Source organism: Nosocomiicoccus massiliensis (genome assembly GCF_002871345.2).
Taxonomy (GTDB): domain Bacteria; phylum Bacillota; class Bacilli; order Staphylococcales; family Salinicoccaceae; genus Nosocomiicoccus; species Nosocomiicoccus ampullae_A.
Map to the genome: position 1 here is coordinate 1,547,791 of NZ_CP136964.1, position 15,566 is coordinate 1,563,356.

15 protein-coding genes and 1 riboswitch are annotated in these 15,566 nt (G+C 37.1%); of the genes, 11 read left to right on the plus strand and 4 right to left on the minus strand.

The window, feature by feature from the left end:
* Positions 1 to 934: 934 nt before the first annotated feature.
* The 7 genes from sufC (at position 935) to pcp (ending at position 7,423) form a co-directional block, all read left to right on the plus strand.
* The gene (sufC, locus tag CJ229_RS08125) at positions 935 to 1,717 is read left to right on the plus strand and encodes a Fe-S cluster assembly ATPase SufC (protein WP_040929401.1); all 783 of its coding nucleotides are present in this window, start codon (positions 935 to 937) and stop codon (positions 1,715 to 1,717) included.
* Positions 1,718 to 1,734: 17 nt separating this feature from the next.
* On the plus strand, positions 1,735 to 3,039 hold the full coding sequence (gene sufD, locus CJ229_RS08130; protein WP_102167720.1) for a Fe-S cluster assembly protein SufD: 1,305 nt from the start codon (positions 1,735 to 1,737) through the stop codon (positions 3,037 to 3,039).
* A gap of 21 nt (positions 3,040 to 3,060) precedes the next feature.
* A complete protein-coding gene (locus tag CJ229_RS08135; protein WP_068130819.1) occupies positions 3,061 to 4,281 on the plus strand; it encodes a cysteine desulfurase in 1,221 nt (406 codons plus the stop codon).
* Complete coding sequence (gene sufU, locus CJ229_RS08140; RefSeq protein ID WP_102167721.1) at positions 4,271 to 4,699, plus strand: Fe-S cluster assembly sulfur transfer protein SufU; 429 nt, start codon at positions 4,271 to 4,273, stop codon at positions 4,697 to 4,699. The genes CJ229_RS08135 and sufU overlap by 11 nt, the downstream gene beginning before the upstream one ends.
* Before the next feature lie 37 nt (positions 4,700 to 4,736).
* Positions 4,737 to 6,131, plus strand: coding sequence for a Fe-S cluster assembly protein SufB (sufB, locus tag CJ229_RS08145; RefSeq protein WP_070709558.1), 1,395 nt, complete (start codon positions 4,737 to 4,739; stop codon positions 6,129 to 6,131).
* 154 nt (positions 6,132 to 6,285) lie between these two features.
* Complete coding sequence (locus CJ229_RS08150) at positions 6,286 to 6,672, plus strand: hypothetical protein (RefSeq protein ID WP_102167722.1); 387 nt, start codon at positions 6,286 to 6,288, stop codon at positions 6,670 to 6,672.
* 154 nt (positions 6,673 to 6,826) lie between these two features.
* Positions 6,827 to 7,423, plus strand: a complete 597-nt coding sequence (gene pcp / locus CJ229_RS08155) for a pyroglutamyl-peptidase I (RefSeq protein ID WP_102167723.1) — start codon at positions 6,827 to 6,829, stop codon at positions 7,421 to 7,423.
* 594 nt (positions 7,424 to 8,017) lie between these two features.
* Here the strand turns inward: pcp and CJ229_RS08160 are convergent.
* Complete coding sequence (locus CJ229_RS08160) at positions 8,018 to 8,941, minus strand: EamA family transporter (protein ID WP_070709561.1); 924 nt, start codon at positions 8,939 to 8,941, stop codon at positions 8,018 to 8,020.
* A gap of 45 nt (positions 8,942 to 8,986) precedes the next feature.
* Entirely contained in the window at positions 8,987 to 10,018 is a 1,032-nt protein-coding gene (locus tag CJ229_RS08165; protein WP_102167724.1) for an acyltransferase family protein, read from the minus strand.
* A gap of 158 nt (positions 10,019 to 10,176) precedes the next feature.
* On the opposite strand from CJ229_RS08165, the gene CJ229_RS08170 reads away from it, so the two are divergent.
* The gene (locus CJ229_RS08170; RefSeq protein WP_317846566.1) at positions 10,177 to 10,731 is read left to right on the plus strand and encodes a thioredoxin family protein; all 555 of its coding nucleotides are present in this window, start codon (positions 10,177 to 10,179) and stop codon (positions 10,729 to 10,731) included.
* 41 nt (positions 10,732 to 10,772) lie between these two features.
* Here CJ229_RS08170 and CJ229_RS08175 read toward each other — a convergent pair whose 3' ends face one another.
* Both CJ229_RS08175 and CJ229_RS08180 read right to left on the minus strand, forming a co-directional pair.
* On the minus strand, positions 10,773 to 11,537 hold the full coding sequence (locus tag CJ229_RS08175) for an ABC transporter permease (RefSeq protein ID WP_102167726.1): 765 nt from the start codon (positions 11,535 to 11,537) through the stop codon (positions 10,773 to 10,775).
* Positions 11,538 to 12,242 (minus strand): ABC transporter ATP-binding protein, encoded by a 705-nt coding sequence (locus tag CJ229_RS08180; protein ID WP_317846567.1) that lies wholly within the window; start codon positions 12,240 to 12,242, stop codon positions 11,538 to 11,540.
* A gap of 64 nt (positions 12,243 to 12,306) precedes the next feature.
* Between CJ229_RS08180 and CJ229_RS08185 the strand changes: the two genes are divergently transcribed.
* Genes CJ229_RS08185 through CJ229_RS08195 form a run of 3 tightly spaced genes read left to right on the plus strand, consistent with a single transcriptional unit; the run spans position 12,307 to position 15,342 of the window.
* Positions 12,307 to 13,155 (plus strand): DUF72 domain-containing protein, encoded by an 849-nt coding sequence (locus CJ229_RS08185; RefSeq protein ID WP_317846568.1) that lies wholly within the window; start codon positions 12,307 to 12,309, stop codon positions 13,153 to 13,155.
* 17 nt (positions 13,156 to 13,172) lie between these two features.
* Positions 13,173 to 14,000 (plus strand): sulfite exporter TauE/SafE family protein, encoded by an 828-nt coding sequence (locus CJ229_RS08190; RefSeq protein WP_068130788.1) that lies wholly within the window; start codon positions 13,173 to 13,175, stop codon positions 13,998 to 14,000.
* Positions 14,001 to 14,016: 16 nt separating this feature from the next.
* A complete protein-coding gene (locus CJ229_RS08195; RefSeq protein ID WP_102167729.1) occupies positions 14,017 to 15,342 on the plus strand; it encodes a bifunctional metallophosphatase/5'-nucleotidase in 1,326 nt (441 codons plus the stop codon).
* Positions 15,343 to 15,395: 53 nt separating this feature from the next.
* Positions 15,396 to 15,560, plus strand: a riboswitch (Lysine riboswitch).
* The last annotated feature ends 6 nt before the right edge of the window (positions 15,561 to 15,566 follow it).

The window sequence follows — 15,566 nt, forward strand, 5'->3', positions numbered from 1 at the left end:
GATATAATTTTAGGGAATGGTGTTATCGCTATTTTGGGATACAACAACACTTTCTGACTCCCCGAATTCAGATCTCACCGAGGTTTTTCATCTTAATTAACAAAAAATTGTTGAATGTGTTAAATATATCCGGATAATTAACAAAAACCTGGGATTCAGTGCTGTTTTTGTTAGATAAAAAAATATAATTAACAAAAGTGAGGGTGGCGAGACGAAATCTGTCAATTATATCCGAATATCTAACAGAATCGCGAAATTTTTGTTAAATAAAATTTCGGGAATGGTGTTATCGCTATTTTGGGATACAACAACACTTTCTGACTCCTCGAATTCAGATCTCACCGAGGTTTTTCATCTTAATTAACAAAAAATTGTTGAATATGTTAAATATATCCGGATAATTAACAAAAACCTGGGATTCAGTGCTGTTTTTGTTAAATAAAAAAATATAATTAACAAAAACCGAGGTGGCGTCTTGAAATTTGTTAATTATATCGAGATATCTAACAAAATCGCGAAATTTTTGTTAGATATAATTTTGAGAAGCAGCTTTATTACTCCTTTGGGATAAAACGACACTTTAAACCTTCCGAAATTCAAATCACCACGAGGTTCTTCATCTTAATTAACAAAAAACGTCTCAGCGACCTGAAATTTGATTATTATAATTCCGAGAAAAAACTAAGACTCTTCAGAAATAAAAACACATCAAAACTCCAACGAAAATCACCAAGTTACCTACCAGTTCTTCATCATTTACCTGATTTTTATTCTCAATTCTAAAATTCGATTATCACAATGTATAACACTACAAATATCCGTTGTTTTACGTTATACTAAAGTCATTATGGTCATGGGAAACTTTGACTATAGTTTAGAACTATTATAAACTATTATATGGAAAATAAATTCTATCTAATTGGAGGATTATCGGATGACTTCTGTTTTAGAAATTAAAGACTTACATGTCGAAATTGATGGCAAGAAAATACTTAAAGGTTTAAATCTTACACTTAAACAAGGTGAGATTCACGCTGTAATGGGACCTAACGGGACGGGTAAATCTACACTCGCTCAAGCGATTATGGGACACCCTGCATACGATGTAACGCAAGGTGAAGTTTTACTTGATGGTGAGAACGTATTGGAAATGGAAGTTGACGAGCGTGCGCACGCTGGTTTATTCCTAGCGATGCAGTATCCGTCAGAAATTTCGGGTGTTACAAACTCAGATTTCTTACGTTCAGCTATTAACTCAAGCCGTGAAGAGGGCGACGAGATTAACTTAATGCAATTTATTAAAAAACTAGATAAAAACATGGACTTCTTAGAAATGGATCCAGATATGGCAACGCGTTACTTAAACGAAGGGTTCTCTGGTGGGGAGAAAAAACGTAACGAAATTTTACAACTCATGATGTTAGAACCTAAATTCGCAATCTTAGACGAGATTGACTCTGGTCTAGATATTGACGCGTTACAAGTTGTTTCTAAAGGTATTAACGAACTGCGTGGACCTAACTTTGGTTCATTAATTATCACGCACTATCAACGCTTATTAAACTACATCGAACCTGACTTCGTACACGTAATGATGCAAGGTAGAGTAGTAAAATCAGGCGGAAAAGAACTTGCAGAACGTCTTGAGAACGAAGGTTACGAGTGGATTAAACAAGAACTCGGAATTGAAGACGAAACAGTAGACGCAGTAGAATAATATCAGGAGGAACTGTAATGGCTAACGAATTCGTTTTAGATAAAGAAAAAGTCTTAAACGACGCAGAACAAAATGGTGTGACAGATTTCTTTACAAATAAAAGAAAAGAAGCACTAGATTTAATCGATCGTTTAGACATGATAAAACCAGACAAAACACGTATTTATAACTGGGACTTTTTTACAGTTGAACAACCATTTACGGAAAGTTCAACGTTCGATTCATTATCTGATTTACCAGAAAAGGTAAAAGAAGTTGTAGAAGTAGAGAATGTAGAAAACTTATACGTGCAACACAATAACACGAAAGCATTTGTAGAATTATCTGAGTCATTAAAGTCTCAAGGTGTTATTGTTGAAGATATATTTACAGCATCAGAAAATCATAAAGACTTAGTTGAAAAGTACTTTATGACTGAAGGTGTAGCTGTCGATGAAAACAAACTGACAGCTTACCACCAAGCGATGTTAAACGGTGGGGTCTTCATCTACGTACCGAAAAACGTAAAAGTTGAAGCGCCAATTCAAGTCGTGTTTTACCACGATGATGAAAATGCATCGTTATATAACCACGTCTTACTCGTTGCAGATGAAGGTTCTGAAGTAACTTATGTAGAAAACTATGTCACGAACTTAGAATCAGCGAATGGACAGTTAAACGTTGTAAGTGAAGTGCTTGCAAAAGATAACGCAAAAATTAACTACGGTGCAGTAGACTTCTTAGCAAAAGATCTTACAGGATATGTCGTACGTCGCGGTGTAACAAGTCGTGATGCTGAAATCGACTGGGCACTCGGTCTAATGAGTGACTCAAACGTCATTTACGATAACACGACGTACTTAAACGGTGATAACTCAGAATCAGAAGTTAAAATCGTTACAATTGGTCGTGGACAACAAATCTTAAACTTCACGACAGAAGTTATTCACTACGGTAAAAATACGTACGGAAACATCTTAAAACACGGTGTAATGAAAGAGAACGCAAACAGCGTATTTAACGGGATTGGTCACATCAAAAAAGGTGCGACGAACTCCAACGCTCAACAAGAATCTCGCGTATTAATGCTTGACGGTAAAGCGCGTGGTGACGCGAACCCAATTCTATTAATCGACGAAGATGAAGTGGAAGCAGGACACGCAGCATCAGCTGGTCGTGTGGATGAACTACAACTCTTCTACTTAATGAGTAGAGGGCTTAAGCGTGAAGAAGCAGAACGCTTAGTTATCCACGGATTCTTAGCACCAGTTGTTGTTAGCTTACCGATTGAAAGTGTTAAAAACTTACTCGTAGAAGTGATTGAAGATAAAATTTTACACTAATAATACTAGGAGGCTTCCACATTGGACATTAACAAAATAAGACAAGACTTTAAGGTCCTTGACGAAACAGTTAATGGGAATGCACTTACGTACTTAGACACGTCAGCTACAAGCCTAACGCCAAAAAGCGTCGTGGATAAGACGAATGACTATTACTTTAAATATAACGCAAACGTACACCGAGGGGTCCATACTCTCGGTTCGCTTGCGACTGATGCATATGAATCTGCGCGTATGAAAGTACGTAAATTCATAAATGCAAAACGATTTGAAGAAATCATTTATACACGTGGGACAACAGCAGCACTCAACTTAGTCGCACGTTCACTTGGTGATTTTGCTGTTGAAGCGGGAGACGAAATTGTCGTAACAGAAATGGAACACCACGCAAATATCGTACCTTGGCAACAACTTGCAAAACGTAAAGGTGCAAAACTGGTGTTTATTCCGTTAGAGTCTGACGGGACGATTACGCTAGAAAGCGTTAAAAGTGTCATGTCAGATAAAACAAAAATCGTTGCGATTACACACGTTTCAAACGTACTTGGTACAGTAAACGATATTAAATCTATCGCAAAAATCGCACACGACCACGATGCATATATCGTTGTAGATGGTGCGCAAGCTGTACCTCATATGACGGTAGACGTCCAAGACTTAGACGTTGATTTCTATGCGTTTAGTGCACATAAAATGCTTGGTCCAACAGGTGTGGGTGTACTTTATGGTAAAGCAGAAATCCTAGATCAATTAGAGCCGGTAGAATACGGTGGAGATATGATCGATTACGTGTATAAAGAAGACGCAACATGGACGGATTTACCAGTGAAGTTTGAAGCGGGGACACCGATGATTGCTGAAGCAATTGGACTCGGTGCAGCAATCGACTATTTACTCGAAGTCGGTATGGATAACATCCACGACTACGAGCAAGAACTTGTAAATTATGCTTACGAAGAAATGCAGAAAATAGACGGTATTACCATTTATGGACCAAAAGAACGCGCAGGGTTAATTACATTTAATCTTGACGGAGTGCACCCACACGATTTAGCAACAGCGCTTGATCAAGAGGGTATCGCTGTTCGTGCAGGACATCACTGTGCACAACCATTAATGAAATGGTTAGACACAAATTCAACAGCACGTGCAAGTTTCTATATTTATAATACTAAAGATGAAATAGACACATTCATTCGAGGCTTAGAGCGTACGAAGGAGTTTTTCTCATATGAATTTTAGTAATTTAGAACAGCTATATCGTTCGGTCATTATGGACCACTATAAACACCCGCGTAACAAAGGCGAATTAGATAGTGGAACGATTACCATTGATATGAACAACCCAACATGTGGAGATGAAATTCGACTCATGTTAGAAGTAAAAGATAATATAATCGACGACGTTCGTTTCGAAGGACATGGCTGTTCGATTTCGATGGCAAGCGCATCGATGATGACAGAAGCTGTTAAAGGAAAAAATGTAGAGCGTGCGTTAGAAATGGCAGATGAGTTCAGTAAGATGATGCTCGGAGAAGATTATACAATCACAGAAGACATGGGCGACATTGAAGCATTATCCGGCGTCAGCCAATTCCCTGCAAGAATTAAATGTGCGACTCTATCTTGGAAAGCACTTGAAAAAGGTGTAGAAGAATAACCGCACGGAATATGATTAGGAGTGAATAGTTATGGCAATGAGAAAAGCGCCAGATATTGGTGAATATAAATATGGTTTCCGCGATGACGACGTTTCAATCTTCCGTTCTGAACGCGGATTAACTGAAGAAATTGTTAGAGAAATTTCGAAGATGAAAGAAGAGCCAGAGTGGATGTTAGACTTCCGTCTAAAATCACTTGAGCAGTTCTATAGTAAGCCGATGCCAACATGGGGTGGAGACTTATCAGAACTTAACTTCGACGAAATTCGTTATTACGTAAAACCTTCAGAGCGTTCAGAACGTTCTTGGGACGAGGTTCCTGAAGAAATCAAACGTACGTTTGACCGTTTAGGTATTCCTGAAGCAGAGCAAAAATACTTAGCAGGTGTTTCTGCACAGTATGAATCAGAAGTTGTTTATCACAACATGGAAAAAGAACTTGAAGAAAAAGGTGTCGTATTTAAAGATACTGACGCGGCACTTAGAGAAAACGAAGAACTATTTAAAGAATACTTCGCGACAGTTGTGCCACCTTCAGACAACAAGTTCGCTGCATTAAACTCAGCGGTTTGGTCTGGTGGATCATTCATCTATGTACCACCTCACGTAAAATTAGATAGTCCGTTACAAGCATACTTCCGTATTAACTCAGAAAATATGGGACAGTTTGAGCGTACGCTAATTATTTGTGACGAAGGTTCATGGTTACACTACGTTGAAGGTTGTACTGCACCAGTTTACACAACAAACTCACTTCACGCAGCAGTTGTTGAAATTATCGTTAAGCCTAACGCATACTGCCGTTACACGACGATTCAAAACTGGGCAAACAACGTGTACAACTTAGTTACAAAACGTACATTTGCTGAAGAAAATGCAACGATGGAATGGGTAGACGGTAACATCGGGTCTAAGATTACGATGAAATACCCTGCGATTTACCTTAAAGGTGAAGGCGCAAGAGGTATGACGATGTCTATCGCACTTGCAGGTAAAGGACAACTACAAGATGCAGGGTCTAAGATGTTACACTTAGCACCGAATACTTCATCTTCTATTGTATCGAAATCGATCGCACAACACGGTGGTAAAGTAACGTACCGTGGGCTTGTACACTTCGGACGTAGAGCGGACAACGCAAAATCTACAATCGAGTGTGACACGTTAATTATGGATAAGCAATCAACGTCAGATACAATTCCTTACAACGAAGTATATAACAACAACATTTCTTTAGAGCACGAAGCGCGTGTATCTAAAGTATCAGAAGAACAATTATTCTACCTTATGAGTAGAGGTATTGGTGAAATCGAAGCGACAGAAATGATCGTAATGGGCTTCATCGAACCATTCACAAAAGAATTACCAATGGAATACGCAGTAGAGATGAACCGCCTCATCAGTTACGAAATGGAAGGTTCAATCGGATAATATTTTACTTTAACCGTCGCACGAAAGTGTGGCGGTTTTTTTATCTTATTATATTTTGTGTTCTAATACTAAAGGATGATTTTTTCACATTAAATTGACGTCTATACAAAATTAATGATAATCTCAAACTATAAAAGAAATAGGGGGGATTTAAATGGGTCAAACATGGCTTAAACTTGCAGTACTTTACTTAGTTTTCGGAATTTCTGTCGGATTATTTATGTCTTACACGATTCAATTAAACTGGGCTGCAGGACACGCACACGTTAACGTCGTTGGATGGTTAACAACACTAGGTATTGGAGCAGTATTATGTATTTACCCGCACTTAGCAAAAAACGTACTTGGTAAAGCAACGTTCTGGTTATACCATATCGGAGTTCCACTGTTCCTATTCAGTACGTTTTACGTACAAATTGATGCAAAAACAGCACACATCTTCACATTTATCGGTGGACCGATGTTCTTACTTGCAATTATTCTTTTCGGAGTGAATCTTTTCCTTAACTTAAATGAAAATACGAGTGATCTGAAACACTAAGATAACCGTATAAATTTATTTTTGTTATATTATGATAGCGTTTTTATTGTAAAAAAGAACTATAAAAATTAAACACAAACCCTGTTGCAATGATTTCAAATTTCCAAAAATTTCTATTACAATGTGAGATAATCATATTGTAGAGGTGAAGGATATGAAATTATTATTAACAGGGTTTGTTCCATTTTTAAATCATAAAATTAACCCGACAGAAGAAATTGTGAAAGCATTGGACAGTGAAACGATTAATGGGTACACGATTGAAACGAGAGTGTTGCCTGTTGACTTTAAGGCATCCGAACAAGAACTGCTAAAAGAAATCGATGAACGAAAGCCTGACGCGGTAATTATGCTCGGTCTCGCAGCTGGACGTAGTAAAATTACTCCAGAGCGAATTGCGATTAACGTAAAAGACGGCGCAAAAGACAACTCAGGTTTTGCACCAGTTGACCAACCGATTGTCGAAGGCGGTCCGGATGGATTGTTTTCAACACTTCCGATCCGCAAAATGGTAGATACGTTAAATGAATCGTATTTACCTGCAAAAATCTCTAATACGGCAGGCACATATTTATGTAATAACATGATGTACGTCGCACTACACGAAGCAAGTCGTGCGAATGACTCATTTAAAGCCGGATTCATACATCTACCAGCATCGCACGAACTTGCAATCGAGAATCCCGCATTACCAAGCATGTCGCTAGACGACCTTAAACGCACGGTTAGAATTTGTATAGAGGCGTTGTAAGCGGTGGGGATTCGTGCCGGTTTTTCATCTTTATTAACAAAAAAACGTTGAAAGTGTTAAATATATTAGGATAATTAACAAAAACGCAGAATCTCGCACCGTTTTTGTTAGATAAAAAGATATAATTAACAAAAACCGGCTCGACGACCCGAAATTTGTTAAATATATCCGGATATCTAACAGAATCCCGAAATTTTTGTTAAATATAATTTTGAGAAATGGTGTTTAAGCTGTTTTAGGATAAAAAGACACAATCAACCTGCGAAAACAAACTCAAAACCAGGTTTTTCATCTTTATTAACAAAAAAACGTTGAAAGTGTTAAATATATTAGGATAATTAACAAAAACGCAGAATCTTGCACCGTTTTTGTTAGATAAAAAGATATAATTAACAAAAACCGGCTCGACGACCCGAAATTTGTTAAATATATCCGGATATCTAACAAAATCCCGAAATTTTTGTTAAATATAATTTTGAGAAATGGTGTTTAAGCTGTTTTAGGATAAAAAGACACTCTCAAACCCGCACAATCAAACTCACCATCAGGTTTTTCATCCTTAACACCAAAAAAGCGAACGCCCCGATCAATAAATCAGGCGTTCGCTTCTTTTTTTGATTGTTTTGATGATGCGATTGTATTGAACACTGTGATTCCAAGTATGAGTGCAATCCCGACGACTTGGAATAGTTCTAATACGTCGCCGAGTACGATTACTGTTGTTAACACGGCCATCACGGGTTCGAGTAGTCCTAGAATTCCCGCTTCTTGTGAAGTGATATATTTTAAACTTCCAATATAGAGTAAGAATGCGAGTGTCGTTCCAATTAATATCGAGAATAATAATATACTAATCTCAAATGCCGACCAGTCGTAACCAAAATCTAATGACCAGATCGGTGTTTTAAAGTTTAATAGTATTCCACCGACGAGCATTGAGCCGCCGACGAGTTCTAACGGGTGCATTCTAAGTAGTAAGTACCCCGCGTGTACTGTGTAGTACGCGAGCGCGACACCAGATAAAATACCCCAAAATAACGCGAGTGGTGATACGATTAGTTGAGTGAGATTACCATTTGTTGCGATTAAAACGACTCCGACGATCATAAAGAGAATGACGAGTACTTCTTTGTAAGTGAAATTTATATATTTCTTAAAGACGTAATATAAAATAATATAAATCGGTCCGGTACATTGTAGCACTGTCGCAATCGCAGCATTCCCGTATCCAATCGTTGCTGTAAATGAATATTGAACGAGCGTCATACCGAAAATACTATATATAACGAAGCGAGTGACTAAATATTTGTCCCATACCGTCGTACTCTTCTTTTTAAAAACAATTAAAAAGAATAAAACGAGTATAATACCACTGATTAAAAGCCTTGCTGTCACGTACCAATCGACATTCACAGGTGTGTTTCTAAATAACCAGTCGGTCGCGGTACCACCGATTCCCCAAAGGCTTGCGCCGAGTATAACTGAAATCAGCCCAAACACTCTTTTATCTGAAGCCATCGTATCACCATCTTTCATATTGATATACTATTGTACTCAATATAATTATGGAATACTAGATACATTTTTCTTGTTACATTCTCTTAACGACTTATAGTATTTAAATAAAAAGTTTTGAGATGGTTTTTCTACTACATATAAAATACAATGCGCGAGTAACACTGAAATGATGACCGGAATTATGATCCATATTTCATGCGTTAAACCGTAATCTTCCATGACGTGAATGAGCGCATATCCGATATTTTGGTGAATTAAATATAACGGGTACGAAATACTTCCTAAATAAAGCAGCAATTTATTATTTAAAATCTTCAATTTATCGTTTAAAACTAAGGCGAAAATCGATATAAAACTCACTGTAAATAATCCATTCACGACACCTTCGAAGATAAAGTCATACATAACGGCTACGATAATGACAGCCCCGTATTTCAACTGCATGCCTTTTATCCAAATTTCGTGCAGCATAATCCCAATGACGAACAACTGAATATAGTTTGCTGTAGAAAATCTCTCAACAAATTGTGCAGAATCAGTACTCATAATTAGGCTGTAAAGTTGTATCGCCATACCTACGCTGAGCATCGTCACAACTACGGGCATGACTTTTTCTTTATCAATAAGTATGATGAGCGCCATCATCATATAAAACGTAAATTCGACGCGAAGCGACCAGTACGATCCGTCAATATTACGAATACCTATAAATTCTTGAACCATCGTCATATTTACAAACATTTCTTGAATCGTTCGTTGAATGTCAATTGACGATGCGCTTAATACGATAAAAGTAATGACTACAGCTGCAATGTATGCCGGATACAAACGGAACGCTCGTTTAATTAAAAAATCACTTGCAGATCGTCCGCGACTAACTGACATAAAAATCACAAAGCCACTGATGATGAAAAATAGCTGTACACCGTAGTGCCCGAAACTAAATAATTCAGTATTATAATCACTTGCTACGTGTCCAAATCGTCTGTCATAGTGAAATGTATAATGATATAACACGACGAGAAGAGCAGCGATTCCTCGTAGTGCGTCAATTTCAGTAATGCGTTTTTTATTCATACAATCATCCTATTTTTAAGGTTGTATTTCCATTAGCCGTATAATCGACACGATAAACGTTTCAGAAAACATTTAATAATTGTAAACGTATCGTAATATGTGATGTTTAAAAATCTCCAAAAAAGGAATAGTATAAAAAACAGTAAAGAGGGGATATTATGGCAAACAATTTAACAGAGTGGTACGACAAAGCGTTATCAGCTGAAGAGATGCGTCAACAGTTTACGGATTTAAAAGAAGGATTCGATAATATTTACGATAATTTTAGCGTAAAAGAAGATGAGCATAAAGACGAGTTACAAGAAAAGAACTTTAAAGTGCTCGGTATTATCGAGCCGTGGTGTGCGCATTGTATGTTAAATACACCAATTTTACTTCGACTCACTGAAGCGTATGACTTTGAAGCGAAGTTTGTATTAAGAGATGAAAACCTCAATCTCATGGAGCAATATCAAACAAACGGTAAAAACATCATTCCAATTTACGTTGTTTTAGATGAAAATAATAATGAGATTGGAAAATGGGGACCATTTGCACCAGAAGTGAAGAAAACTTCAGACGAAGCGAAAAAGCATATCCCAAGTAAAGATGACCCAACTTACGATGAGAAGTTTAAAAAGGTCATCGGTGAACTTAGAGAACAGTTTAAATCTGATGAGGCGCTATGGGAAGCGGCATATAAAGATATTCAAAAAACATTATTAGACGCTTAAAATAAACGAAGTCAGATTCTTATTTAAGAATCTGACTTTTTTCATTTCGTATCGTCTTGTATGCCTAAAAATTGAAGTTTTTCGTTAAATAAAAATGGATAAGATAAAAATCCAACTAAAATTGAAGATAGTGCAGCTGCGTTTAATATAAGAAACAGAATGAGTAATTGATACATCACTGCTTCCATCGGATCTCCACCACCGATAATTAACCCACTCATCATACCTGGGAGTTGTACAAGACCAACAGTTTTTTGAGATTCAATCGTCGGAATCATACTCGTTTTAATTGCGGATTTTAACGTGTGGTGAACCGCTTCTTTCGGTGTCCCGCCAAAAGATAAAATTAACTCGATTGTTTCTTCGTTATGACTGAGTTCAGATTTAAATCGGTCTAAAAATAATAAAGATAAAACCATACAGTTTCCGATAATCATTCCGGAAATTGGGATGACGTATTGTGCTTCGAACGGGATGATTTTAAATAATAGTAATGTCCCCATTGAAAATAGTTCGACAAACACAAGTGTCACGATAATAATGATCTTTATATGCGGAATACCTTTACCTTTTTTAACGATATTTTGACTCGCTGCTGCGATAATTAAAACAATCATTAACAACATAAAAATCGTACTCTTACTATCGAACACGAATTGTAAAATATACCCGATAATAATTAGCTGGATTGTCGCTCGTATTGAAGCAATAATAATATCCTTTTCTAGACCGAGCTTTAAAACGACAGCGAGTATAATAGGGATGATTACAAACACTAATGTGAGCGCTAAACTTGTAAACGACATTTAAAATTCCCCCTCTAAAAATTGTTTTAAAGCATCAGTTTTAGGATGAGCGAACTGTTCAATTGGTCCAAACTCAATTAACTCGCCCTTTCTTAAATACCAAAAGTCATCGGACACACGCTTTGCTTGTGAGAGATTATGCGTCACCCAAATAATTGTTAAATCAAACTCTTTTTGATTTTTTACGATTAGTCGTTCGATTTCTCGAGCGACAGTCACATCGACACTCGCCGTGATTTCATCGAGAAGTAAGATATCAGGATTATTTACGAGCGTACGTGCTAGTGCGACACGACTCTTTTCACCACCAGATAATTTACGAACGGGTCGGTCGATGAAGTCTTTTGTTAAATCGACTTTTTCTAGAAATTCAATTGCTTCATCTTTAGAAAATGCCTCGTTAAATAAATCTTTTGGAAATTTTAAGTTGTCATATACAGTGCCTTCAAGCATGGGTGACGACTGAAATGCAAATCCAACATTACGTCGTAACTTAATAATATCCATTGCTTTAATGTTTTCTTCTCCAATATATATGTCGCCATTAGTTGGAGATAAAAGACCGTTAATATGTTTTAATGTCGTTGATTTCCCAGCGCCACTTGGTCCGATTAATGTTGTAATACGATTCTTTTTAAACGTTCCGGAAATGTTTTTTAAAATATGTTTATGAGATACGTCTTTAAACGAAATAGACATCATCATTCTCCTTTAGTTTCTATTTTCAAATAAAAATAGTTTCTGTGGTAAAATAAATCTAGGTGATACTATGATTTATATCGGATTAACTGGATGGGGCTATCACGATTCAATTTATACTGATGTCACAAAAGTGAATCAAAAACTTGAGACATACGCCGGTACATTTCCAGTCGTTGAAGTCGATTCGACATATTATGCAATATTACAACAATCGACGATTGAAAAGTGGTGCCGTGAAACACCAGAAGATTTTAAGTTTATCGTCAAAACACACCAGTTTATGACAGGTCATGGTGACTTTAGAACATCTTATTCAAACATAAATGAATTATATAAAGACTATAAAGAAATGTTACAACCTATGGTGAATCATGGCAAACTTGCTTATATATTAATGCAGTTTCCACCTTGGTATGAATGCAATGAGAAAAACATTAACTACGTTCGACTCGCTAAAAAGATGCTTCACCCGTTAAAAGTTGCGGTTGAATTTCGTCATGCGTCTTGGTTTACTGATGACAAAAAAGAACAAACGCTACAATTTCTCCACGATAATCGTCTCATCCATACGATTGTCGATGCCCCTCAAATTGTTGAGGGGACGGTTCCATTTGTCAGTCGTGTGACTGATGATATCGGGTTTATTCGTCTTCACGGTAGAAATGCACACGGATGGATGCAGATGAACCGAACGAGAGAAGAGTGGCGAAATGTGCGTTACTTATATAATTATAACCGAGAAGAACTTGAAGCACTGAAAAAACATATAGAAATTTTATCGTTTAAAACAAAAGATATTTACGTTATTTTCAACAATAACTCTGGTGGACATGCTGCCGGGAACGCAGAAACCTTAATCGATATGCTCGGTATTAAATATAAAACTCTCGCTCCAAAACAACTCAAACTATTTTAAAGTAAAGGAGGATAATCATGATCTTAACAATAATTATATTAATATGTATCGGATTATTCTCCTCAATTTTAGGTGCACTCGTCGGAATGGGTGGTGGGGTCATCATCGTTCCAGCACTCGTATTTTTCGGTATTAAACTCGGTATGATCGAAGGTATGACACCGCAACTTGCGATCGGAACGTCGAGTATGATTTTAGTCATTACGGGATTCTCTGCGATGGTTCAGTATAACAAAAGTAACCAAGTTGACAGATATAGCGGCTCTATTTTTTTAATCGGTCTCGTACCTGGTGCGTTCGTCGGATCATATGCGAGCGCGTCTTTAACTCTAGATTCATTTAATTTATACTTCGGATCATTTTTAATCATCATTAGTATTATACTGATGGTGCGAGATAAAATACCGCCTTTAAAAGTGTTTCAAAACCCTAAATACTTAAGACCGCATATCGATGCTGATGGGGTTGTTCATCAGTATGGATTCCCGGTATGGATTGCGGTAGCGATCACTTTCTTAGTTGGATTTACCACAGGGTTATTTGGAATCGGTGGGGGCGTACTGATGACGCCGTTAATGATTATCGTCTTTAGAATTCCACCGACGATTGCGATCGGAACGTCGATGATGTTAATATTCTTTTCGAGTTTTTCAAGTGCAATCGGGCACGCATTACAATCTCACGTTCAATATTTCTCGCTTATATTTTTAGCGGTGAGTTCGTATTTTGGAGCGAGAATTGGTGTAAAGTTAGCCAGTCGATTTACGAGTGATGGTTTAGTCAAAATACTTCGCACAGTGCTACTGTTAATCGGTTTATATTTAATTTTAGAAGCGATACTTTAAAGGAAAGTGTGTTGTTATGAAAAAGCAAATTCGCATTTACCATACGAATGATATCCATAGTCATTTTGATAATTATCATGCGATTGTCGAGTACATAAAACCGCGTAAAGATGAAAATACACTTTACGTTGATATCGGAGATCACGTCGATAGAAGTCATCCGTATACAGAAGCTACGATTGGTAGAGGTAACGTCGAACGTCTAAATGACGCACTCTGTGACGTCGCAACGATCGGTAACAACGAAGGTATAACGTTAACTAAAAGTGAATTAAAAAATTTATATAATGAAGCGGATTTCGAAGTGATTTGTGCGAATCTTCGCGATGAACATGGGTTATTATTCCCACCGTACACGATTAAAAGAATCGGCGATATCCGTATTGGCTTTATTGCCGCAACTGTTGAGTTTACACCGTTTTATAAAGCACTCGCGTTAGATGTTGAAGGCGCGTTTTATTACATTAAAGAATACTTAAAAGAAATGAAACGTCACTGTGACGCCGTTGTGATGTTGTCACACTTAGGTAAATATGACGACGAGAGACTTGCAGAAGAATGTCCAGAAATTGATGTAATTATCGGTGGACATACGCATCACACACTCCCAGAAAATTATAAAGTAAACAAGACGACGTTAACTGCAGCCGGACGATTCGGAGAGTATTTCGGTTGTGTCGATTTAGAATTTACGGATTATAATTTAACAGACGTTTCAACGCGTTTAATTGAAACGGATCTATTATCAAACCGCTACGACGAATTTTATGACGTCGGAAAAGAGATGCTAAATACAACTGTAAAGCACGATGTACTAGCAATTGAACGGACACTATATACGATGAACTGGTTTACGTACACGTTATTACAGATGATTCAAAAGTATACACAGACTGACATTTCTATCATTCACGCAGGGTTAATCGCTGCAGAATTTAGAGGCGGGGAAATGACGAAATACCACGTTCATAAAGTATTACCCCATGCTATTAATCTAATTAAAGTAGAGATGACAGGGCGCGACTTAAAAGATATGTACTATACGGCAAGCGCTCAAGAATATAAAGATGAAATTATAAAAGGACTCGGTTTTAGAGGCGACGTGATGGGTGTGTTTTTAATTGATGGATTATCAGTCGTTGAAAGCAGACGTGAATTTTACGTGAACGGTGAACTAGTAGAAGATGAAAACATATATGAAGTTGGGACGCTCGACATGTATTCATTTGGTCGATTCTTCCCACACTTTAATTCGTTAAATAAGACGTATTACATTCCAGAATTTTTAAGAGATATCGTCGACATTTATAAAGATGATTTAATAATTTCAAAAGAATTTTGACTTTTTAAAACATAAAGTCTATAATGAAATGCAATTCGAAAATAAAGCAATTAAATACAAGTAGAGGTGCACATGACACTGGTAAAAGTTGGAGTAGCCATACTGTGAAGACTTTGAAGAGGGATTGTGCCGAAATGGTAAAGCTGGACACTTTGCTGTTGGGACTTCGTTTAATAGATGAAGTACTGTCATGATTATCATGGTGCGCTACATTTGTTAAACAC